15 protein-coding genes and 1 CRISPR repeat array (1 of these 16 running past the window's edge) are annotated in these 24713 nt (G+C 43.8%); of the genes, 12 read left to right on the top strand and 3 right to left on the bottom strand.

Translation table 11 applies throughout. The annotated features are described in order from the left end of the window. A CRISPR array of direct repeats spans positions 1–8549; the repeat unit is 25 nt; unit sequence GTCTCAATGCAAAGAGGATTGAAAG; it reaches 3668 nt to the left of the window's first position. A 313-nt stretch (positions 8550–8862) separates the two neighbouring features. The 3 genes from D6D85_RS01525 (at position 8863) to D6D85_RS01515 (ending at position 11400) form a co-directional block, all read left to right on the top strand. After that, positions 8863–9768: a VIT1/CCC1 transporter family protein gene (locus tag D6D85_RS01525; protein ID WP_125670320.1), complete on the top strand. Its 906-nt coding sequence runs from the start codon at positions 8863–8865 to the stop codon at positions 9766–9768. Between the two features lie 154 nt (positions 9769–9922). Further along, the gene (locus D6D85_RS01520) at positions 9923–10945 is read left to right on the top strand and encodes an AAA family ATPase (RefSeq protein ID WP_125670319.1); all 1023 of its coding nucleotides are present in this window, start codon (positions 9923–9925) and stop codon (positions 10943–10945) included. 170 nt (positions 10946–11115) lie between these two features. Continuing rightward, positions 11116–11400, top strand: coding sequence for a hypothetical protein (locus D6D85_RS01515; protein ID WP_125670318.1), 285 nt, complete (start codon positions 11116–11118; stop codon positions 11398–11400). A gap of 242 nt (positions 11401–11642) precedes the next feature. Here D6D85_RS01515 and D6D85_RS01510 read toward each other — a convergent pair whose 3' ends face one another. After that, positions 11643–12908 (bottom strand): ATP-binding protein, encoded by a 1266-nt coding sequence (locus tag D6D85_RS01510; protein ID WP_125670317.1) that lies wholly within the window; start codon positions 12906–12908, stop codon positions 11643–11645. Between the two features lie 431 nt (positions 12909–13339). Between D6D85_RS01510 and D6D85_RS01505 the strand changes: the two genes are divergently transcribed. The 7 genes from D6D85_RS01505 (at position 13340) to D6D85_RS01475 (ending at position 20272) form a co-directional block, all read left to right on the top strand. Then, on the top strand, positions 13340–14950 hold the full coding sequence (locus D6D85_RS01505; protein WP_125670316.1) for an APC family permease: 1611 nt from the start codon (positions 13340–13342) through the stop codon (positions 14948–14950). Between the two features lie 50 nt (positions 14951–15000). Continuing rightward, on the top strand, positions 15001–15894 hold the full coding sequence (locus D6D85_RS01500; protein ID WP_125670315.1) for an acetamidase/formamidase family protein: 894 nt from the start codon (positions 15001–15003) through the stop codon (positions 15892–15894). Between the two features lie 100 nt (positions 15895–15994). After that, on the top strand, positions 15995–16498 hold the full coding sequence (locus D6D85_RS01495) for a hypothetical protein (protein WP_125670314.1): 504 nt from the start codon (positions 15995–15997) through the stop codon (positions 16496–16498). 4 nt (positions 16499–16502) lie between these two features. After that, the gene (locus D6D85_RS01490) at positions 16503–17492 is read left to right on the top strand and encodes an SPFH domain-containing protein (protein WP_125670313.1); all 990 of its coding nucleotides are present in this window, start codon (positions 16503–16505) and stop codon (positions 17490–17492) included. A 1-nt stretch (position 17493) separates the two neighbouring features. Continuing rightward, entirely contained in the window at positions 17494–18501 is a 1008-nt protein-coding gene (locus D6D85_RS01485) for a hypothetical protein (protein ID WP_125670312.1), read from the top strand. Beyond that, entirely contained in the window at positions 18498–19955 is a 1458-nt protein-coding gene (locus D6D85_RS01480) for a hypothetical protein (protein ID WP_125670311.1), read from the top strand. The genes D6D85_RS01485 and D6D85_RS01480 overlap by 4 nt, the downstream gene beginning before the upstream one ends. After that, positions 19952–20272, top strand: a complete 321-nt coding sequence (locus D6D85_RS01475; protein WP_125670310.1) for a hypothetical protein — start codon at positions 19952–19954, stop codon at positions 20270–20272. Before D6D85_RS01480 ends, D6D85_RS01475 begins: the two co-directional genes overlap by 4 nt. 27 nt (positions 20273–20299) lie before the next feature. On the opposite strand, the gene D6D85_RS01470 is transcribed toward D6D85_RS01475, so the two are convergent. Together D6D85_RS01470 and D6D85_RS01465 are read right to left on the bottom strand one after the other, a co-directional pair. Next, on the bottom strand, positions 20300–21484 hold the full coding sequence (locus tag D6D85_RS01470; protein ID WP_125670309.1) for an FprA family A-type flavoprotein: 1185 nt from the start codon (positions 21482–21484) through the stop codon (positions 20300–20302). Between the two features lie 224 nt (positions 21485–21708). Beyond that, positions 21709–21909: a hypothetical protein gene (locus D6D85_RS01465; protein ID WP_125670308.1), complete on the bottom strand. Its 201-nt coding sequence runs from the start codon at positions 21907–21909 to the stop codon at positions 21709–21711. Between the two features lie 142 nt (positions 21910–22051). Here D6D85_RS01465 and D6D85_RS01460 point away from each other — a divergent pair, with 142 nt between their 5' ends. Next, a complete protein-coding gene (locus D6D85_RS01460) occupies positions 22052–22738 on the top strand; it encodes a hypothetical protein (protein ID WP_125670307.1) in 687 nt (228 codons plus the stop codon). Continuing rightward, positions 22726–24444, top strand: a complete 1719-nt coding sequence (locus tag D6D85_RS01455; protein ID WP_125670306.1) for an ATP-binding protein — start codon at positions 22726–22728, stop codon at positions 24442–24444. The genes D6D85_RS01460 and D6D85_RS01455 overlap by 13 nt, the downstream gene beginning before the upstream one ends. Positions 24445–24713: the final 269 nt, after the last annotated feature.

The following is a 24713-nucleotide window of genomic DNA, read 5'->3' as shown; positions in this document are numbered from 1 at the left end:
GAGGATTGAAAGGCCTTACTTCCTCCTCGTTGAAGGGAATATTGAACCTCTGTCTCAATGCAAAGAGGATTGAAAGGGATTCTTATTCCAGCCTTGAATCGGTATCAGCCAGGGAAGTCTCAATGCAAAGAGGATTGAAAGCTGCTATTCTCTCTCTGTCCACGATACGGTCGGTCTCTCCCTGGTCTCAATGCAAAGAGGATTGAAAGCTCTGATATCATGATTACCCGCTCACCCATACAATCACCTCGTCTCAATGCAAAGAGGATTGAAAGAAAATGAGGCTAAAGCCCTGTCTAAGACCGTGTAGAGAAGTCTCAATGCAAAGAGGATTGAAAGGTGCTGCAATAGCTTATGCTCTTAACAAAAATCAAGTCTCAATGCAAAGAGGATTGAAAGACCGGGAAAGTGACCCCCTACTGTATATGAACCCATCCAGTCTCAATGCAAAGAGGATTGAAAGGAATAACGACTACATGGAGATCACGCTGTTTCTCAAGAAGTCTCAATGCAAAGAGGATTGAAAGATGCTCAAAGGCCGACTTAAGGGTGCTTCTCAGCTCCTTCGTCTCAATGCAAAGAGGATTGAAAGTTATTCTCAACAGGTATTCGGCACACTTTATCCCCTGAAGTCTCAATGCAAAGAGGATTGAAAGATTACAGCCTATCCCTCAAATGCAACATTGGGAACAAAGTCTCAATGCAAAGAGGATTGAAAGTGTACATACTGGCCTCCATACTGGTGCCCCTTGTCCTGAGTCTCAATGCAAAGAGGATTGAAAGGATCCGTCCCGTTCCACCTCACTATTATTTTGAAGGTGTCTCAATGCAAAGAGGATTGAAAGTTCCAAACAGCCTCCTGAAGAACTGCGTGAATCCCGGCCCCTGTCTCAATGCAAAGAGGATTGAAAGGCACGGTTGGCCCAACGTCAAGCCTTATGCTCTTCCCAGCGTCTCAATGCAAAGAGGATTGAAAGTTGAGTCCTTCACAGTTAGGGTTACAGTTGAGCCATCCTCGTCTCAATGCAAAGAGGATTGAAAGTTAGGAGGTCTGGACATTGAAGATCACCTCTTTTTCATCGTCTCAATGCAAAGAGGATTGAAAGATAGATAGCACACCTACCTATCGCATCGAAAAGTAGTTGTGTCTCAATGCAAAGAGGATTGAAAGATGAAGACGTCGGACATGGATAGGCTTGTGCCGTTTAGTCTCAATGCAAAGAGGATTGAAAGAAAAGCTGGCAAAAAGAAAGGACACAATAGGAAAAAGGGCGTCTCAATGCAAAGAGGATTGAAAGAGAGAAACAGGGATGAAGTTGTTGGACAGTCTGCGCCCGTCTCAATGCAAAGAGGATTGAAAGAGTGCAGGCACTGGTAAACGACCAGAACAGGCAGTTTGTCGTCTCAATGCAAAGAGGATTGAAAGATTCTAAGATTATGTAATCACTGCTCATCTGTCCTGCGTCTCAATGCAAAGAGGATTGAAAGGTTTTAGCTCCTCATAGCTCTTCTTCAGCTGTTTTACCGTCTCAATGCAAAGAGGATTGAAAGGATTACGAAGAATGGCTCAGGATGATCTCTCTTGAATGCGTCTCAATGCAAAGAGGATTGAAAGTGAGAAGAGCTTGACTGCTACTTCCTTCTCTGGATCATATGTCTCAATGCAAAGAGGATTGAAAGGGGGATGCCATCCCTTTTCTGCAAGCATCTCAAGCACAGTCTCAATGCAAAGAGGATTGAAAGACTATACGTTTCGCAATTAGACATTTTATCGACATATACTGTCTCAATGCAAAGAGGATTGAAAGTTCAGCCTGATTTCCAGATCATATGGGCCGACAAAAGGGTCTCAATGCAAAGAGGATTGAAAGACAGGGTGAGAAAATGACCATCCCCTTCCTTTCTTTTTGTCTCAATGCAAAGAGGATTGAAAGTTATTTTCGGCATTATTTATCCTCTGTATGGGCACTGGAGTCTCAATGCAAAGAGGATTGAAAGGGGAGGGGAGGTCGCCCCTAGGGGCCGAATCCCAAGTCTCAATGCAAAGAGGATTGAAAGTAGCCAAGTTCTACCCAAACGCTGTTAAAGTGATGCTTGTCTCAATGCAAAGAGGATTGAAAGGAATTATCCTGCAAGAACATCTTGACTAAGCTAAAAAGGTCTCAATGCAAAGAGGATTGAAAGGTTTATGTATTCAACTATCTCCCTGTTTTCCTCCATGAAAGTCTCAATGCAAAGAGGATTGAAAGATGACCCTATCCACACACCTCCTTTGCCCTCTCCCTCCAAGCTACGTCTCAATGCAAAGAGGATTGAAAGGGAACATTGGCTGTGACAAACGGCCTTGCAACTCTGTGTCTCAATGCAAAGAGGATTGAAAGTCACCGCCTTCTTCCCCAGCATCCTGTAGAACTTCAGTCTCAATGCAAAGAGGATTGAAAGATTTCATCATAGTGGGACTCAATAAATACTGGGTTTTCAGTCTCAATGCAAAGAGGATTGAAAGCGACAACAGCGCACTTGCCCTCAATGAACCACATGCACCCGTCTCAATGCAAAGAGGATTGAAAGGTAGTCTTGTCAGCAGTCTGAAGTCCTGCAATGTCCTAAGTCTCAATGCAAAGAGGATTGAAAGAGGACTACGTGGACTTCTTCTATGAGCTCAGGAAAAAGGTCTCAATGCAAAGAGGATTGAAAGATTTTGCCCTTTTCCATCCCTATGCTCTTCCCGATCTCTTCGTCTCAATGCAAAGAGGATTGAAAGAGAATGCGATGGAGTTCTGGGGCTACAGCAAGGAATGGGTCTCAATGCAAAGAGGATTGAAAGACGGGCTTATCGCACACGTAAGGGTTTACAACAGGGCAGTCTCAATGCAAAGAGGATTGAAAGCCAAATCCTCCTCCGTTTCACTGGCTGCTTCAGAAAAAGTCTCAATGCAAAGAGGATTGAAAGGAGAGGGGAAGCACTGGAATGATGACATCAGGCTTGAACGTCTCAATGCAAAGAGGATTGAAAGTAACCCTTTTTGGTGGGGGCCTTTCGGGGGGTAAAACCCCGTCTCAATGCAAAGAGGATTGAAAGGCAGCCTGTAGGCCTCCCTCTCGTTTCCGGAGTATAGTCTCAATGCAAAGAGGATTGAAAGATATAGCGGTAGCCCGATCACTATTGGGGAGAGAGAGGTCTCAATGCAAAGAGGATTGAAAGCTTATAGTCCCACTCATAACCACAGTTCGGGCATCTCAAGTCTCAATGCAAAGAGGATTGAAAGGGGTTAAAGCCACAGACTTCGAGACCCCCACTTTAACCGCGTCTCAATGCAAAGAGGATTGAAAGCATTGCGGGAGGGAGTACCCTCTTTCGGACAATCCTTTCAGTCTCAATGCAAAGAGGATTGAAAGTCCCACCGTCGCCGTAGGCGTAGAACTTTGCAACCCTCTCGTCTCAATGCAAAGAGGATTGAAAGTAGTAGAGGTGGTTTTATGGGAAAGCAGATAGTTGTAGTCTCAATGCAAAGAGGATTGAAAGTGCCAGCACTGCAATAAACCATATCGAAAGAAGGAGTCTCAATGCAAAGAGGATTGAAAGCGAGGCCCGAGAAGCCCGCAGGGTGCTTCCTACCTATAGTCTCAATGCAAAGAGGATTGAAAGACAATGCCTCTGCTCGGCTTTGTGTTCGCAGAGGGAGACGTCTCAATGCAAAGAGGATTGAAAGTTTTACGGGTGTAAGGGTATCTGAGCTTATAAACATAAGTCTCAATGCAAAGAGGATTGAAAGCTCATATTCTCACTCCCTTTTATTGACCCCATAGGGGTCGTCTCAATGCAAAGAGGATTGAAAGTCCAAGGTCACGCCCGCACCTAATGCATAGCCTCTCAAGTCTCAATGCAAAGAGGATTGAAAGGAGTAAAATCTGACGAAAGCAGATCTTACCGCCTTCATCGTCTCAATGCAAAGAGGATTGAAAGCACAAGTGTGGACACCAGAGGTTTGGATGAGGTTCTGGATGTCTCAATGCAAAGAGGATTGAAAGCTTCCCCCTCCTCCGCCACCCAAAAACATCTTCATAAGGTCTCAATGCAAAGAGGATTGAAAGCTGATACTGAGAAACTATCAACAATATCCCAATTCACATTGTCTCAATGCAAAGAGGATTGAAAGGGAATATGATCCTGAGAGTGGTCGGGTTCGGGGTTTTGTCTCAATGCAAAGAGGATTGAAAGGGATACAAGGGAATGATGGTGATTGGAGTAGTATCTGTCTCAATGCAAAGAGGATTGAAAGACAAATTCGGCGTGAGTATCTTTCAGGCTGTGGATATTGTCGTCTCAATGCAAAGAGGATTGAAAGTCTTCCAGTTATATTTTTCACAGCTATACTCTCTGTTTGTCTCAATGCAAAGAGGATTGAAAGACGACATTCCACCAGTCAGAAGTGCTCATTTTGTCTGCAGTCTCAATGCAAAGAGGATTGAAAGCTTCAAAGCCTTGGCTCTCAATTTCAGCCATTATTCTCGTCTCAATGCAAAGAGGATTGAAAGAATATGTACGCCTCGTTTGCATTTCCCCTGTCGTAGAAGTCTCAATGCAAAGAGGATTGAAAGGGTAGAAAGCGGAAGTACCTGCACATCCCAGTCCTCTTCAGTCTCAATGCAAAGAGGATTGAAAGGACTATCTTGTTACGGATGTATCGGCAATAGAGCTTAGTCTCAATGCAAAGAGGATTGAAAGGCAGGAGGAAGTTGCTAGGCTAAGGGCTGAAAGGGATTGTCTCAATGCAAAGAGGATTGAAAGAGTCTGGAGCTAAACCACTCGTTCCACATGAACAGATTGTCTCAATGCAAAGAGGATTGAAAGTTCTGCTTCTCCTCCTCATTCTCTTTTTGTATCTCATTCGTCTCAATGCAAAGAGGATTGAAAGCCCCTTGGGCAGCCTTAGCAACAGCCTTGTACACCTCCCGTCTCAATGCAAAGAGGATTGAAATATCTTTGTGGGTATGTCTGCAACAGTATCGGTCATTATGGTCTCAATGCAAAGAGGATTGAAATATGGGAGCCGGCCTGCTGGGTTTTGGAATAATGGACACGTCTCAATGCAAAGAGGATTGAAATATTTCTTCCGTTAATCCTTCCTCCGTTTACAGGGGGAAGTCTCAATGCAAAGAGGATTGAAATAGGAAGCAGGCAGACATACAGATGCGTGTTCTTTCAAAGTCTCAATGCAAAGAGGATTGAAATTGATTCCCCTGCGAACAACAGCTGGATCCAGTCAGACAGTCTCAATGCAAAGAGGATTGAAATGTAATTCTCCTTCAGTATCCCATCCAGCTCGCAAATTTTGTCTCAATGCAAAGAGGATTGAAATCCATAGTCAAAACTCCCCCCTTGAAATTATCCGCTGTGTCTCAATGCAAAGAGGATTGAAATTATGCTACTGGCTCTTATGAGCCAACAGCAAAGGCAATAAGTCTCAATGCAAAGAGGATTGAAATAGGTTTCCAAAAGATCTCCCTAGATATGCATGCTTTCGTCTCAATGCAAAGAGGATTGAAATGGATCGGGCACCACACACACCCAACCCGAGGATGGGGGGTCTCAATGCAAAGAGGATTGAAATATTTACTCTACCTTTCCCTGCTCTTTTGACAGCTGCAGGGTCTCAATGCAAAGAGGATTGAAATGCTTAATCCGAAGGCATCGGGATCAATGTTAGATGGTGGTCTCAATGCAAAGAGGATTGAAATTAGAATACCACCATGCATTATCTCAATGTCCTTGTACTGTCTCAATGCAAAGAGGATTGAAATGATAAATCCGCAACTTCGGCTGGTGATACCTTCGCTTTTGTCTCAATGCAAAGAGGATTGAAATTTAACTTCTTCGGGGCATAGGCATCTCACCATATATCCGTCTCAATGCAAAGAGGATTGAAATAAGGGCGTGCAGTCGGTAACGCTCACGTTCCAGTACCGTCTCAAGTCTCAATGCAAAGAGGATTGAAATTTTTATTTTTAGGTGGGGCCTCGTTCAGGGGGTAAAACCGTCTCAATGCAAAGAGGATTGAAATCTCGTCAAAAATTACCAACTTGGCCCTCCTCCCAGAAGGGTCTCAATGCAAAGAGGATTGAAATTCTGTCTTCTTCCTTTTTCTCGCTTTCTGCTTTCTCTTTGCGTCTCAATGCAAAGAGGATTGAAATAAAAAGCCGGCAGAGAAGCACAAAAAAGCAAATAGTTGTCTCAATGCAAAGAGGATTGAAATAGTGGTGCTGGTGCTCCTGATGTTACTGCTTTTTGATGTCTCAATGCAAAGAGGATTGAAATATTATTTTTCACGATCCGGGTTAGATAGAGAGAAGATCGTCTCAATGCAAAGAGGATTGAAATCGCATTTTTGGCCCTTTTCCTCCTCCTGACTCCCGTATTTGTCTCAATGCAAAGAGGATTGAAATTACTGGTGACGATGACTTTACTGGTGCGACAACCCTGTGGTCTCAATGCAAAGAGGATTGAAATTATATAGTTGGTCAATGGATGCACTGGAAAATAACATTAGGTCTCAATGCAAAGAGGATTGAAATATTATGAACGTTAGTTCATCGGCAATGTACCAGAGGTTGTCTCAATGCAAAGAGGATTGAAATACTCCCCATTGCCCGTATTCTGTTCTTCCCGTGGCCCTGTCTCAATGCAAAGAGGATTGAAATTTACCCCCCTAGCCCTGTCCACCTTCCTTATCACTATCTTGTCTCAATGCAAAGAGGATTGAAATTTTCATACTTCTCACACTCCCCCCGCCGGCTCCGAAGAAGTCTCAATGCAAAGAGGATTGAAATCCAGTTATTCGTGACGATGGACAAGACAAAGTGCATAAGTCTCAATGCAAAGAGGATTGAAATCTCAGTCTCCTTAATCTCTCCTGCGAATGCGACAGTGGTGTCTCAATGCAAAGAGGATTGAAATACTTTAAGAAGGTTCCCAGGCTCCTGATGGGCATTTGCAGTCTCAATGCAAAGAGGATTGAAATCCTTTTCTTCATTTTTACCGCCTTTTCCTCCTTGTTACGGTCTCAATGCAAAGAGGATTGAAATTCTTGAATGGCTTTGTATGTGGCAAGGACAAATATCCCCGTCTCAATGCAAAGAGGATTGAAATACAGCTCTCCGATTGTATCCAGGACACCTAAGCTCAGAGGTCTCAATGCAAAGAGGATTGAAATTGATGTCTCATCATCACCAGCAGCCATAGCCCTAGCTTGTCTCAATGCAAAGAGGATTGAAATATTGTGAAGTATCAGGCTAGCTTTAACGGCATTCTTATAGTCTCAATGCAAAGAGGATTGAAATTCAGGTCTGTGCGGAGAAGGGAATAACAAGCTTAGGCAAGTCTCAATGCAAAGAGGATTGAAATGGCTAGACCACTGGGGAAGGCAAGGTTTAAATAGAGAAATACGTCTCAATGCAAAGAGGATTGAAATTAGCCTTTTTCTCAAGATCCTCCATTTTCAGTCCTCCCAGTCTCAATGCAAAGAGGATTGAAATGTAAGGTTCAGTACTCGATAACAGTACTTCCAGCTGTTGGTCTCAATGCAAAGAGGATTGAAATTTCCAGTTCCTCAATATACTCCCTGATCTTTCTATCCAGTCTCAATGCAAAGAGGATTGAAATGGATTACCCTCAAAAGGAAACAGAACCTCGTTCGTGACTGTCTCAATGCAAAGAGGATTGAAATTTAAGGAATGTGAACACCAGCCCTCTTGACGGCATTTCAGTCTCAATGCAAAGAGGATTGAAATTTTACAGCTGATAAGATCTCATCCTTTGTCATCTCCTGTCTCAATGCAAAGAGGATTGAAATCAGAGGACGAATTCAGAGCGTTTATCACGTATTACGCAGTCTCAATGCAAAGAGGATTGAAATCATAAAACAGGCCTTCACTCTCCACACCAACCACCTCAGTCTCAATGCAAAGAGGATTGAAATGACAATTCCCTTTTCGTAATCAATGAGATAACACTGGTCTCAATGCAAAGAGGATTGAAATATTTCCTTCACAGAGCCATCCGAGAAGCCAAACAGCACGTCTCAATGCAAAGAGGATTGAAAGTAAATATTTCGCTGGTTTCCAAGAAGCCGAGGTAGTGTGTCTCAATGCAAAGAGGATTGAAAGCAAGGAGGAGCTGAAGGAAGAAGGATTTTCGTGGACTGGGGTCTCAATGCAAAGAGGATTGAAAGATTTAAAATTAAAGCAAAGAATGTGATGAACAAAGCGATGTCTCAATGCAAAGAGGATTGAAAGTTAGATTATCAGGTGGATGCCTCCAGTCCATGATCATGTCTCAATGCAAAGAGGATTGAAAGTCTGGTATCCGATGAATATGGATATTTACATGCAATTGGGTCTCAATGCAAAGAGGATTGAAAGGTATACCTCTCACATCGTTCAGCACTTCTATCCCTTCTTGTCTCAATGCAAAGAGGATTGAAAGCTATTGCCTCGCACTGTATGTTGAACTTAGCATCTCTGTGTCTCAATGCAAAGATAATTGAAAGCGATTACATTGTCTAATTGGATGCCCCCGGCCCCTACTGGGATATAAAGGTATACAACTGAGTGAGGGAGAAGAACACGTATGAGCTAGTATTCTCCCTGAACAAGCTTCCGGAGCTCTCAATTGAATAAAAAAAGAAATATCTAAAGCTAAAGCGGTTTACTCACAGTACAGGCTGATTTAAATCACATAAGCAGCGAAGATAGCTAACTCCACAGCTTGTGGCAACTTTAACCTAAACACTTCCCTGTTATCTCAGGGAATTTGCGCCGGAGGAGAGTTAGGTTTATTAAAGCATTCTGTTGTGCCTTTTGATGGAGGGCATTTCCAGTTCCCTAGCTGATGCTGCCAGAAAGGCTGTTCTGGATGAGTACAGGGAGTATGTGACATACGGCATCTTGGCCAAGCTGGAGCGAAACGAAAAAAGAAGAAGGATCCTTGAAACCCTCTCCTCCCAGGAGCTTGGGCATTTCCAGTTCTTAAGCAGGTTTGTTGAAGTTAAACCCTCCCTTTGGAGGGTTCGCCTCCATGCATATTTAATGGCCCTTCTTCGGCTCATCTTCGGGGTTACCTTCGTGGCTAAGTTTTCTGAGCGGGGCGAACAAAAAGCAATTATACACTACAGGTCCATGGAAGGCCTTCTTCATGGAGATGACCTAGCAGCCCTTCAGAACATCATAAGGGAGGAAGAGGAGCATGAAAAAGCCCTTATTTCCCAGCTTGACGAGACAATTGTGAGGTACATGGGCGCTCTTGTGCTCGGCTTGGCTGATGCAATAATTGAGATCACGGGAACTCATGCGGGCACTCTTGGCACAACAAACAACACCATAGTGGCCGGTGTCATCGGCCTCATTGTCGGAGTTGGTGCGGCTATCTCAATGGCATCAGCCTCATATCTCCAGACAAAGCATGATATGGGGAAATCCCCGGCTATAGCCGCTCTTGTAACAGGTATAGGCTATATATTCGCTGTCTCCCTCATATCTCTTCCCTATTTCCTGACGCACAACATATATCTGGCCTTTGGTGCATCCATTTCAGTGGGAGCTCTTCTCACATTGCTGTTCACATTTCAGGCATCTGTCTACGCTGAGAAGGATTTCAGGTTCGAATTTCTGCAGACTTTGGGCCTTCTTCTCGGCACTGCATTTTTGACCTACTTCATAGGAGAGTGGCTGGGCTACCTGTTCGGAATAAGGGGCCTTATTGGTGCCTGAACCTCGGAAGATGAAGACTGGATTATGATGCACCTGATGTTATCAGGCCAAGCTCGGAGATAACAGATATAATAAATGAAGCATTAGAATATGCAAGTTTCTCAATAACAGGAGGAATGAGAGATATTTATAAACTTCTGATGGTAAAACTCCTGTGAGAATCAGGGTAAAGGGGTTTAAATCCATAGAAGAAGCTTCTCTCGACCTGAGCAGGGTCAATGTGGTGATAGGCCCACCTGAGTCGGGAAAATCCAACCTTTTAGAAGCTCTCTCCATGTTCACCTTTTTGGGACAGCTGAAAAATTATGAGGATGCGGGAATCGTTAGCAGGTACAGCGTCGAAGAAGGTCTATGGAGATTCAGCAATCTCCAGAATATCCTGAGAATAATCACTAGGATAAACAGGATAACGGATCTCTTCTTCCGCTTCACGGAGAAGACAGCGGAAATAGAGCTTGGGGGGAACAAGATTGAGTTATCATATGATAGCAAAAATAGGAAGGTCGAGATATCCCTGAAAGGGGAGAAGGTCCTATACATAGACAACATGACCGTGGAATCCAAGCTGGAAGATTTCGAGAGTCTGAGCAGGATCCTGGATAAAGTGATGTTCTACAGGTATTCAGAGGAGAAGCAGATCGAATGGGGGAACTTTCTCCTTCCGCCTCATGGCTTAAATCTGTTACATCTTCTGAAAGTGAATCAGAGGTTTGGGTCCACGGCAGCCAAGATACTGGAGGACTTGGGATTGAAGCTCTCCCTGAATTTGGAGACCGATGAAATCGAGTTCTGGAAGTTTGAGAATGGAAGAGGACTGAGAATAGGGTATAATCTGCTCTCCGATACTGTAAAAAGGATTCTCTTCAGCTTCGGTGCCCTCGAGACAAACGAGAATTCCATTATAGTGATGGAAGAGCCTGAAGTTCACTCCTTTCCCTTCTACACAAAGCTCCTTGCTGAAAGGATAGCGTTAAACAAGAACAGTTTTGTGGTGACAACGCACAACCCCTATTTCCTCGAGACAATAATAGATAAAGTCCCGAAGTATGAGCTCTCCGTATATTTAGCGAGGGCCAGAGGAATGAGAAGCGAGTACACTGCCGTTGATATCAGCAGGATAAAGGAGATCATAGCGGAGAGAGCTGATGTCTTTCTTGAGCTAGGGGAAACAATTTGATCTTCGTTGAGTGTTATCCGGACAGTTAAGATAATGGGATTTAAGCCCGTTCACTCCCGAGGAAAGGGAAGGGCAGTGAGTTCTGTAGTAAGGTCCAAGGGTGTATGTCTCATAGATCTGGATTATGAGGGATCTCTAAATTATATAAGTATATTAGAGATGAGAGAAGAATGCCGGATCTGGGCATAACGATTCTCTGCTTAGATCAGGGTATTGTGATAGCATTGGAAAATAGATTGGAAGATTTCATTATAGCATCAGCTAAGGAGATGGGCATTTCCTTGAATGAATACGGTTTCAGCAATGATGTAGATTCGCTTCACCTAGAGATAAGCAGAATGAGAACTAGTGAAAAGCTCCTCAGACTTTTAGAGGATCTCACAAAGAGAAGTAGAAGATTTAAGGAGCTTAGAGAGATCCTAAGAAGAGCAGAGAAAGGAGAATGCCCGATTTAAAGAGATAAAGATAAAAGAGGCCATATAATCTCGGAGAGGCTCTCAATTCCCACATCCTTGGCAGATATGTATCTTTTCGAATTCTTAACATTAGAGGATATATACTTCTGAAAGTGGATAAGAGGGCTTAATCCAGAGTTGAGGAGGTATTCCGTATAAGCCTTTGAACTTAAGTACCTGAATGTGAGTACAGCAGCTATTCATGATTTCGCAAAGAATGAATTTTAAATCTCATATACAAATTATGAAGAAAAGAGAAGCCACTTCCAGAGAGGGATGAGCTTAACAGTTCTTCCATCAATTAATCTCTCTCCCTCCAGATCCCATGTGAGGACAGAGGCTTTAATCCCGCCGAAAATACCGATTGCCTTCCTTAACCCATCTATCTCCCTCTTTTCAACTTCATCCACGGCATAGCTGACCTGTATCGCCTCTCTAACAGTTCCATCCTTCACCAGAAGGAAGTCAACCTCATGATCGCCATCCTTCATGTAGTAAGCCTCATCCCCCCTTCTCATGAGCTCCACAGCTACTAAGCTTTCCATCCTCCTTCCCATAAATTCACCTCTCATATAGCCCATATCTATGGGATAGACTTTTCTGGGCTGCTGTATCATTGCTTTTCTGCTGAACGAGAACTTCCTCACGGATATAATGTAGAAGGAGTCCTCACAGTACTTTAGGTAGTTTGCCAGCGTCTTCTTGCTCTTCTTAATTCCCATGCTTTTAAATGTCTTTTGAGCTGAGGATATGGAGAAATAGCCTCCGAAGCTCCCCTCAAGCATCTCCAAAAAGTGCCTGAAGGAGGAGATGTCCCTCACCCTGAACCTCTCTATTATATCCCTGTAAAATACGGTCTCCCTGTAAACTCTTAAAAGCTCCTTTGCATGCTCGGGATTTAGAACCACCTCAGGGAAGCCTCCTAGCATCAAATAATCCCTCAAATAGCTCAATATTTTGCCCCTCTTCTCAGGGGCCTCCAGATACTCTATGTCAACTCTTCTGAACTTAAGGAACTCCCTGAAGGATAGAGGTAAAACCAGCTTCTCCAGATATCTGCCCCTCAGCTCTGTCGGTATCTCCCTCACCCCCACCTTTGAGGAGGAACCCGATACAACCACAGCGTATCCCCTGTCAAGAAGGGATCTGACCCATCTTCCCCAATTGCTTAGGTTCTGAACTTCATCCAGCAGGAGAAGTGCCTTCTCCCCCGATGGCAAAGGTTTTGTCATCTCAGCCAATAACTTCAGAAACATTGGAAAATCCTCATTTCTGAGATTTGAGAGCCTCAAATCCTCAAAGTTCAGGTAGACAGTGGACTCCTTTGCAACCCCTCTCTGCATGAGATCTGAGACAATCTGGTACATCATGAATGTTTTTCCAGCTCTTCTAGGGCCAATTAATGCAAGTGCATTCCCCTTAATTGGAAGAGATATATCCCTCTTTACCAGCTTGGGTATCTCGCTGTAAAACCACTCTGAGATCAGGGATCTGAGCGTTCCCTCCATTAACCTACAGGAAACACTTTTATAATAAAAATGTTTCCCATGGGAAACATTTCGAGAAACGTATATAAATATGTGAAAACTTTTGAAGTTACTTAAAGGGTGTACTATAAGGGTGTACTATAAAGATGATTGAAATTGCACCGATAACACACAGTTATTTCCTTCCTCTTCTCTAGCTCTAAGCGAAGAGAAGACTTCTGCCCACCCTTTGCGACATTGTCGATCAGACACCTTTAGCCAGAGTAATAACTCTCTTGTCTCTAGACTGGAGAAAAAGACTGAAAGCTGAAAAATGATCTCTCACGTCTGTGCCCTTTATAATGTCTAAATACGGCAGAAAATCTGATCTTTTTGCCATAAAGAATATATAGTGTCATTTCTTTGAGAGATAAGCTTAAATAAAAGGCACTTTGCCTCCTTTGGGTGCGAATATGGAGGAAGTACCATCTGTTTTTGTGAGGAAATCCTCTGGCCTCGTTAGAGAGGTTTATCCAAAGGATTCCTTCATCTACAATGTTTACTTCACAGCGTACTTCACAGCACTAGTTTTCGTCTATCTTATAGCACTATATGTAGTTCCAGCCGAAGCCCTTATCCCAGGATTAATATTATCAACATTCCTCTTCGTATTTCAGGTTCTAGTTTACTCCTTAATGTCAATAGCAATGCCCAGAAGTGGTGGAGATTACGTGATAATAAGTAGGGCATTACATCCATTCATGGGGTTCCTATCCAGCTGGAATTGGTTCATTTGGCTTGCTTTCTGGTTTGCTTTCGGAGGATATACCTTCTCCTCTGTAGCATTATCAACGATGTTTCTCACACTGGGCTTAGTGACCGGAAATTCATCGCTGGTCTCAATAGGTGATGTGCTAGCTGAGCCCATTCCGGCTCTCATAATAGGGACTCTCATCATGCTTGCATTTCTAGCCATGACGTCTTTCGGCTTAAATAAGTTCATAAAAGTACAATTAGTTACTTTTATAATCGGATTCATTGGGATATTGATCGGTGCTATATATTTAGCTCTTTGTGATCCTAGAATTTATGCAGAAAACCTCAATAGATTGATATCACAGTACACAGGCACTTCGGATTCCTACAATGCCATAATAAATGCTGCCAAAGGACTTGGGTGGGGACCCGAGAGGATATATGGTTATACTGTGGAGCATCTGATAAAAGTTCTTCCAGCAGCTTACTTGGCTGTTCCATGGACTATGGGAACCGTTTTTATAGCAGGAGAGATTTCTCAGCCAAAAAAATCACAATTAATCGGGGGGATTGGAGGATTGGCCTTTATAGGAGGTTTAACTGTAATATTGGCATTTTTGCTTGAGAAAGCAATGGGTATAGAGTTCTTCTCAGCCTTCTCATATCTATATTATAACCCACCTCAGAATCTCTCGATACCCATAAAGCCCTATTTTAATACGTTAGCATTCCTCATAATACAGAATCCTCTTCTAAACATCTGGGCGAATTTAGGATTTATATTTCTTGGCTGGATGTATATGGCCCAGAATCTCCTTAACGATAGCAGATTGCTCTTTGCATGGTCTTTCGATAGATTAATACCTGAGAAGTTTGCTGATGTGAGCGAGAGATTCAAATCCCCTATATACGCACTTCTTACAGTGTTCATAATAGCAGAGATATTTTTGTTTATCATAATATTTGTTCCAGAGCTTCAAGTAATCTCAAGCATAATGGCACTTTCATTCTCAGTGATAATAATGTCCCTTACGGCAATATTCTTCCCATACAGGAGGAGAGATCTCTTTGAAAGGTCGACGATAAATTGGAAAGTTGCGGGAGTGCCGGTTATCTCATTGCTTGGTCTGGCATCTCTTATCGTGAACCTGATCTCGAATTACTACTGGATAACAGATCCTAACTATGGAGCGATAAACGACATCTCAATAATAGCAATGCTGCTAGTAATAGTAGTAGGAATCCTGATATATCTCTTTGGCATCTACAGGCTCAAAAGGAAGGGAATAGAGCCCTCCAAGATATATACAGAGCTACCTCCAGTTTGAACAGATTTTCCACCACAACTTTTTTAACTTTTGAATGGACAGGTGATTCTATGAAGAGGATAAGGAGGGAGAACGTAATATACACGTTCAGCCCGAAGCATAAGCCGGCTGAGGTGGTCTCACCCGGAGAGTATGTGTTATTTGAAACCGAGGATGCCTTCGGGGGACAGGTAAGAGGGGAAGAGACGCCTCCAGATAAGCTGGACTGGTCGAGGGTTGATGGGGCAACAGGCCCTCTTTATGTGGAGGGGGCTGATCCAGGAGATACTCTGGTTGTGGACATACTGGATATAAAACTGCAGGAAAGAGGAGCTATTGCTGTCATACCCGGCTATGGAGGCTTATCCCACCTAAGCTTCATGCCAAAGGCCAGAGTAGTAAGGGTGGATGGAAGCTTCGTTTACTTTAACGATATTAGGATACTGGTAAAGCCCATGATAGGCACTATAGGCGTTGCACTGGAGGAGGGAGAAGTTCCGACAGGGAACCCCGGTAGGCATGGCGGAAACATGGATGTGAGCGAGTTGGGGATGGGAACAAGGCTATATCTTCCTGTCTTTACAAAGGGAGCCCTGCTTGCGCTGGGAGATCTTCACGCTGTGCAGGCGGATGGCGAGCTCTGTGTCTCTGCTATAGAGGCTTCTGGTGAAGTCCTGGTCAGGGTAAACCTGATCAAGGGTAAGATGCCGAACTGGCCCGTTCTGGAGACAGCTGAAAGCTTTCAGGTAATAGCAGCTGGCAAGGATCTAGATGATGCCGTTAGAGAGGCTGCGGAGGAGGCAATAAGGGCAATAATGAGGGCTAAGGGCATCCAGTTCGAGGATGCATACATGCTGGGAAGCCTGCTTGTGGAGCTAAGGATAAATCAGGTTGTTGATCCCCTGCTGGGAGCGAGAGCAAAGGTGCCAAAGGGTTTGGTCTCCATATCAGACTTTCTGCATTAAAGAGTACTATCAAAGGTCAAGGGCGGAGTTTTCTCTTTATTATTTAATAGAAGAATCTTTTTTAGTTTAGCTGGGGAAAAATCCCAGAGGGATAAACAGCATGGAGAAGAGATATCTGGATGTTGTCCAGCAGGAGAAAGGGCTTCTGGAGAAGATACTCACTGTTTTCCCAGGCTACAGGGGATACAGGGAGAAGGAGGTCCTCAGGGAGACTGACAGGCTTATAAGGGATACCCTCTTCAATGACCTCAGGAATGCAAAGGCAAAGCTTCAGAACACATACAGGCCTCTTGCTCTATCAAATGATCCCCGTGCAAAGGAGATGGAGAAGCTCATAATGAGGCTTGACTCGATGGCAGAAAGAATAAGGCATGCAACATACGGTTATGCACCCCTGATGAATGTGATACAGGTGAACCAGAAGCAGATACTCCAGCTCATGAGCTTTGATGCGATGCTTGCTGAGAAGATAGAGAAGATAAGGAAGAGCATAGATGACATCTCTCAGGATCCATCAAAGATATCAGAAGTTGATTCATGCCTAACTGAGCTTGAGGAGGTGTTCAGCAAGAGAAGGGATTTCATGCTCGGTCTGGGGAGGTGATTGAATGTCCAAAACCAATGTGATAGAGTGGACAAATGCAGGCCCTGATGATATTTTATGGGTTTATCCTTATGAGGACATAAGGTGGGGCTCGGTAGTTGTAGTTCATGAGTATGAGACAGCTGTCTTCATGAGGGATGGAAAGGTATATGATGTCCTAAACCCTGGAAGGCACACGATAACAACGCAGAACATACCCCTTCTCACCAGAGCATACAGATTGGTGATGGGATACGGTGAAACCCCGTTCAAGGCAACAATAGTCTTCATATCCCTGAAGCAGTTCAGGGGAAGGTTCGGGATAAGCTCAAGGGTTAGGATAAGCCCTAATGCCCTTTACACAACAGAGCTTCAGGCCTTCGGGGATTACTGGTTCAGGGTGGCTGATCCAGTCCTCTTTCTAACACAGATAGCAGGAGCTGTTAAGTCGCTGACAACTCAGGATGTTTCCAACTTCATAAGGTCATTCCTGAGCGAGCTTTTGATGCAGGAGCTCTCAAAGAGGTCTGCAACTGATGTTTACACGAATCTGGAGGAGGTTACAAGGAGGATAAAGGCAGATGTAGTTGCGGAGGCATTTGCCCAGAGGGGGCTTGAGCTCATAGATCTGAAGATGGGAGGAGTATCGCTTCCACTTCTGGAGAAGATGGAGAAGGAGGATCCGACATACGGTCTTCCTCTCCTGATAGCGATACAGAAGGGCGAGGAGGATCAGGTTCTTCAGATAGTAAAGACAGTTGAATCAATGAGGGCTTTGGGCAAATCCCCGGGTGCAGGGATAATGGGTGCTCTTTTCGCCATACCCCAGATGCTTGGAGCCCAGCCTGCGCAGCCAGCTCAACCATCACAACCTGCGCAACCAACACAGCCAGCACAGAAGAGCTATGCAGACAGGCTGAGGGAGCTGAAGAAAATGCTTGATGACGGACTTATAACTCAGGAGGACTACGACAGGGTGAAGAAGCAGATACTCGACGAGATGAGCAGGGGATAACATGAGCTGGAAGGTTTGGAAGAGCCCTGAGGAGAGGGCAAGGGAGGAGTTCGATAAGGCAGTAAGCTTGAGAAATCAGAAGAAGTGGGGAGATGCTGCTGAGCATTTCATGAAGGCAGCTGAGCTTTTTAAAAGCGCAGGAAAGACGGGGGATGCCGAGATATCCCTTGTCTTATCATCCCTTTATAATGCAGCTGCAAAGCAGAGCGCGGATGATCTGCTTACATGCTCGTCTCTTGCAAAAGCGATGAAGCCAGATTTAGTCCTGACAATACCCCAGAAAATCACGGCATCAGATCTGGCAAAAGAGGCAGAGATACTGGGAAGGGAGATGAAGCTGAGGGAGAGCTGGACTAATAATAAGAGTGAGGAGACAGCTAAGGAATGCGAGGAACTTGCAAAAGAACTTTATTCACTTGGAAAGGATGAGTTTTTGCTTCAGGGGCTGATAGAAGCTGCTTCTGAAAGCCCAATGTCAAAGGCAAACAAGCTGATGGGGATAGCAAGCTTGATAAGAGGGGAAATTCTCGTTCTTTCGGATCCGGAGAAAGCTTCTGATCACTTATCCCAGGCCATGGGATACTTCAGGCTTGGGGCAAATGAGCAGATGATAAAGGAGGCTGAGGAGATAGCAAGAAAGTCTGCAAAAGTTGGAAAGTGCTGGTTCTGCGGCAGAATTGTGCAGGGGGAGGAGATACACTTCGTCCATTTGAATGCTGAGGTTACCCCATACATAAAGACAAAATATGGAGGCGATTCTCCTCAGAGCATCGAGGGCTCAACTGTTATAGCATGCAGGGCTTGCAGCAGCGCAATAGAAGGGGTTTCGGACAGGATAGCAAAGGCCTATTATGATCAGGCAGTAAGAATGATGATGGAGATGAAGGAGGAGCTTCTTGCAAGGATAAGGGCACTTGAGAGCGAGATATCAATTCTTAAAGGCATGCAAAGGGCCCCAATAGATTTAGGTAGGGAGATGAGAAGGGAGCTTAGAGGTGGAGTTGTTTGATCGACTTGGAGCTCCTCAGATGTGTCAAGTGCGGTGCCCCCCTTCCAAAACCCGAAGGAGAGTATGTGAAGTGCGAGTACTGCGGGTATGTGCAAAGAATAGTAGATGCAAGGCAGTACGTGGATAAGCTGAGGGGGGAGATATTCAAGTGGATAAGCGAGATGATCCCCCCTGCTGTGATAACATCTGAGGTGGCAGATGTAGTTGCTAGGCATAACCTCTTTGCCTACAATGTAAAACCAAGGCTTATTGCGGAGAACTCAATGTACAGAGCGAGGCTTTCCCTTATCCTCTCTGATTCCGTGATAAGGCTCCCTCAATGGGATGTTAAGCTCGATGACAACCCAAAGGGAGCATATGAAAAGCTGGCTAGGATAGAGGGCCTATCACCATTAGTTGTTGTGGATGAGGACAGGGCATTCTTCTCAGAAGTTATGGGAAACGGAGGCCTTTATGCATACCTGCTCAATGCTCTTTCCCTTATAAATGAGAAAGCTGATTTTGATCTGATAAAGAGGAATCTAGAGGAGGCATTAAAATATGCCGAGGGAAGAAATGCGCTGCAGGATAGGATAAAAGCTGCATCCCTTGCCTATGATGCAATAAACTCCCTTTTCAATGGAGATCCTAAAGGAGCAAAGATGAAGGCAGATGAGGCTTTATCCTACATTAAGAAATCGAGAGAGGAGGCAAACAACCCGGAGTATGCATTTATGATACCGGGAATAGAGAAGGAAATTAGAGTTATTGAGACAATAGAAAACCTGTCAACAGCAGCAATCGCATATTTTGAGGCTGGAGGAGATCCTAACGAGCTTATGGCAAGGATATGGAAGTTCTTTTCCATTGTTGAGAAATTCAGGAAGGAGATAAATGCAGATATATCGGTATACAGGGAGATATCTCAGTCTATAAGCGATATAATATCTGCTAAGACGGGAAAAGGAGAGATAGAGCTATTGCCAGGAGAGGGAGATATCCTGATCCCCATGTGGCTTGTCTCCATAACCTACACATTTGTAACAGGTGTGCTGATGGCAAAGAAGGGGAAGATGGTTGAGGACGTAACTCTGGTGTCAGCTATCCCTGCTGAAAATTCGGTATCCGATGTGTTCATGATGAGATCGGGAAAGCTTATGGACATGCTGAAGGGGAGGGAGGAGAAGCTGAGCAGGGGAAGTGAGGTAATTCCGGAGCCGAGAAGGTCATCGATAAGCTGGTCCACGGCAGTCATACCTCCTGTCATCACGAGAGAGCAGGCCGATAGGCTGCTTGAGGATTATCTGGCTGAGGTATCAAGAAGAACTGGAGGAAAGGTTAAATTCGGGACAGGAACTGTGAAGGGCCTTGTCTTTGTCCCTGCAAAACTCAAGGGAGATATCTTCGATATTCCCGTCCTTAAGGAGGCACCAGTTCTGATAAAGGCTGATAATTTAGTGGAGGTGGCTCTATGAGAGTTTTTGATGCCGTAATCCTGCTGATTGCTGTCATAGCTGGATTGCTGGTATCAATGGTCAGCTTTGATATAGCTTTGTCTGTTTTCATCGGAATCATAGGGGCTTGGCTTGTTTACATCGGGATATCAAAGAGGGAAAAGCCTTTAACGGGAGTTTTCTCAAAACCGGCTATTTGCATGTGGTGGGGAGGATTTCTCCTTTCGATATCTGTTGCACTGCCTATCAGAAACCTTCAACCCCAGATACCGCTCTCTGTCTTCATAGCTGGTATAACAATAACTCTCATTCTTGCCTCTAAGCTGGAGAAAAAGTAAAAAAATTTAAAGCTGTCAAAAATTATATTAAAGCTCCTTCACTGCCTCAAAAAGCTTCTCCATGCTTGCTATTGCTTTCTCATCCGGCAAGGCCTTTGCATCCACAGCAGGCTCCAAAACCCTGAATCCAGCCTTCTGCAGGGCATCAACTACCTGTCTGGAGGTGGGGGCCCATGCATGAGCATTTATAACCGCAGCCACCCTGCCCTTTCCGAAATCCTTGGACTGAAGCAGATTTAGCAGGTTGTGAATATAGGGAAAGACTCCGCCTTCATAAGTTGGATAGACCACAAAGAGCAGATATGCATCCAGAAGCTCAGCCAGTATGTATGAGGGATGAGTTTCCGACACGTCAAAGGTGTTAACCGAGAAGCCTATTTCCCTGAGCTTCCCAGCTACCAGCTCTGCAATTCTCTTAGTCCTTCCATACATCGATCCATAAACCAGCAAAGCCCTGTGTTTGTCCGGCTCTGGTGTGGCCCATTTCCTATAAAGCTCCAGAATCCTTCCGATATTACTGCGGTAAATTGGGCCATGGGAAGGAGCTATTATCTTTATCTCCATGCCCTTGACCTTCTCAAGGGCATCCAAGACGTTCTTGCCGTACTTGGCTACGATGTTAGCGTAATACCTCTTGGCTTCAGTCAGGTAGTACTCCAAGTCTACTTCATCGTCAAAAACATTCTCCAATGCACCATAAGCGCCAAAGGCATCGCAGGAAAAGAGAACTCCGGAGCCCTCAAGATAGGTAAACATGGTCTCAGGCCAGTGAAGCCAGGGGGCATAGATGAACCTAAGCCTCCTACCTCCTAGATCTAGGGTATCCCCATCCTTAACTGCAAAAATCCGGTCTGCTGGCACCTTATATAGGGAGTGAATAAATCTGCTGGCAGAAACTGAGGTAACAACTTTGATGTGGCTGAACTTCTGCAGGATATATGGGGTGGCTCCATGATGATCCGGCTCCAAGTGGTTCATCACCAAGTACTTGACCTTGGAGAAATCGCCGACAACCTCCTCAACTCCGTTGATGTAATCCTGCAGAAACTCCTCCGGAGCAGCATCTATGAGGGCAACAGCATCATTTCCAACAACAGCATATGAGTTGTAGGATATCCCATTGGGTAAAGGCCACAGAGCCTCAAAAAGCTTCTTATTCCTGTCATTAACGCTTATCCAGTAGACACCATCTACAACAGTCTTGGAGCTCATAACACCCTAAGTAATGAATATCTTAAAAAGCTTATTGTTCTTCTGATCCCAATGGTTTGCAATCTCCTTTTGCAGTTTCGTAAATACGCCTTTGTTGTTTGAGATCCCAACCTAATTTGGAATCTAAACTTGAATTCCAAGCTGATGCAGAAGAATTAAAAAAGATAAATCTACAAGAATTGAAAAGTCAAATATTGAATAGATTTTCAATCGGGTTATGGCGATTAAATGCGATCCAGCACCAGCTCCGAGAAGCTCAGGATCCACTTCAGGGCTGAAAGCCTCTCCTCCTCGGATCCCTCATTCAGATCTCTAAGTGCTTTCTCGAGTTCTGATTCAAGTTCAGGATGCCTTTTTCTTATCTCATCAGAGAGAATCTTCAGAAGCCAGCCAGATCCATGTTCCTCCAGTTGATTACTTAGCATAGCGGGCTGAGCTCAGCTAATTATAAAAACTTTGCGGAATTCTGTGAAATAATAGAATTATCGCATAGAAGTCTCATTGCGATGATAGGTTTGTTCCAAAAAAAGTACCATAGAAAAATTTTTATTCTACCAAATTTACTTAATGGAACTTCCAAAAATTCCCCAAGGGCTAAGTCTGAAAAAGCTCTTGCTAATTGGGAGTAACAGGATAAAGCCTAGTGAGAGAGACAAAAAGTATATGAGAGCTATCGAAGTCCTGAGGAAGTGGTGTGGCAAAGACCCTTTTAGCAGGGGGATAATGGGTTTTTCCGAGGAGATCATAGAAAAAATAGGAAAGGAGGTTCTGAATCAGGCGATTATAGATCTTGAGGAAAGAGGTCTTGGTCTCAGCCCAGTATTACTGAGAGAGTCCCTCAAATCTAGGGGTCTTAACATAAATCTTGGCTTTGCTGAGCTCCTTTTCTCATGTATGAAACAGGCTGGTCTGTGTATAACTGTCAGAGCAGTTTTCCCTTCAAGCAGTATGGAATCAAAGATTCTCACTTTCCTTAGGATAAAAGGATCAACAAAGTTCTCCGATATATTCAAGAAATTTGGTTGTCCAGAAAGTGCTGTCCTGAACCTTCTGAAGAGAGGATTTGTGGAAGTATACTATAAAGGAAAACCGCTGAAGCTTGATGGAGTCAGCAAATTTGAAGGGCTTTCAGAGAGAGAAATAAAAGGAATACCTGATGTCTTCTTAGCAAGAGTGAAGGAGTTTGACGGCGGGTTCTCTTATAGGATAATAATACCTCTTTCAGCAAAGGTGAGCCTGAAATGGAGCTATTAAGTGAGATAGAAGAAAAAGCATCCAATCTCAGAGAATTTTCAGGCCAAATATTAAAGATGTGGGAGAGTGGAAAGCCAGTAAAAGACATAGAGCTTGAAAAAATTAGAGGATTACTGATCGATCCGGAGGCGATGGAACTCATCATAGAGGATATAAGCAAAACTATAGAGGAATATGACTACACTGGGATTTACTGTATTGTAGGTGAGGCAGGAAGTGGGAAGTCTCAAATAGCTTTATTTGCCCTAAAAGAGCTGAAGAAAACAAGACCGGATGTAGAGCCGCATTATATCAGGATAGAAAGTCGAGATGACATCGATAAAATTGGCAATCTGCTTGAAAATTTGAGAGGAAGAAATGTGATTTTTATAGACGAGATGGATTCTCTTCTGGGTAGTCTAAGCGAAGAAGAAAGGAAAAAAGTCGTTGAAAAGCTCGGAAGTATACTTATTCTTCACGCTGAGGAGCCAAAAGATAATAAAAGGATTGCAGTTATTCTTCTTCTGAACAGAAGAAGTTATAATGCAATAGAAAAGTATGATCAGAGATTATGGAGAAGGATTAAGAAATTTAGACTTGGCATTCCAACAGACTACGAAAGATTACCTCCTGAGAAACTTTTGCCCCTAATGAAGGGGATTCTTGCACTCATATACTCAGCTGAAAAGGATATTTTTCCAAAGGATCATGCATCAGATGTCCTTGCAATGCTCCTCGAGTGGGGAAGGTTCTTCAGAGAGAGGGTAACTGGGTTCGACTCCGTGGGAACCTGTGTAAAAAGTCTTCTTAGTGAATATATGGTTATTCTGAGGAATTTAAGGAAAGATTTCATGCCTCTTGATAAAACAGAAGAAGGAGATAAAATTGAGGAGGTGCTTAAAGGGCTTATTAGCAGGTATATAGGAAAGATGAGGTTTGAGGTTGAGAAAAAGCAGTATATAGCAGAAATTATGAAAATGGAGGGTCCTGGACCGGATCTATGCTATGATATCTATCCAGGCGTGATAGCATCAGGAAGGCCTGTGAAGAAGGTTAATATTGAGATAAAGTGCGGATATTATAGCAGTCTTAAGGCAAGAAAGGATCAGCTGATAAAATATGGACAATCAGGTCCCCTACTAATAATATGGATCTCCAAGGAGGAGCCGGAGCATATAGAGGATCTGATAAATGAGATCGAGAAAGAGATACAAAATCCAATTGACTACATATCAATACCCTATGAGCTGATGAGACCAGCGATATATCTGAGCGATCCTTTTGGATTTCTTGTAGATCTGAGGATAAAGGAGGATCTGGAGGCAAAGATACAGAACTCCCTCAGGTATATAGAGATTTCATCAGGAGTTCCGGAGAAAGCAATGCCTAAGGTAGAGGATCTTCCCAAGAAATGCAAGGAAATAGCAGAGAAGCTGGTACAAAAGCTGAAGCCTGACGAAAAAGATGGAAAACAAATAAAGGTGGGAATTACCAAAAGTCGCTTGAGCGAAATAGCAGGTGCTATGGGAATTCAGATAGATGAAAAAGAATCGGAGTCTATTGCTATGGAAATGCTCTCTGAGCTGGAGAGGCAAGGATTTTTCGGCAGAGAGACTGCAGGGTCTAAAATATTCCGTAGCAGACTTCAGGCATGGAAAACAAGAAGGGATGAGGGGATAGAGCTTGCCGCTAAAGTTTTTGTCAGCAGGCTGAAAATGACCTCCTGAAATTGTAAAACATTAAAGCAGAAATTTCACAAGGGATAAGCTCCTTTATCCTCCACGAGAGGTCTAAGGCTCTTGGAATTTCGGCATTCATCAAAGAATTCTGAAGAAAAGCGATATTAAATAGTCAGTTCATATTTATTATCTTCTTTTACCCAAAGAAATATAAAGAAGAGCTTCAAGCGAAAAGCTATGGACAGGAAGTATGTTATCCTGATCATTGTTCTGCTGGCGATTTTGTGCTGGCAGCTCATCCAGTACAACAAACTGCT

This window comes from Candidatus Methanodesulfokora washburnensis, from assembly GCF_003947435.1.
Classification (GTDB): Archaea; Korarchaeota; Korarchaeia; order Korarchaeales; family Korarchaeaceae; genus Methanodesulfokora; species Methanodesulfokora washburnensis.
This window is presented reverse-complemented; position numbering and strand designations above follow the sequence as displayed.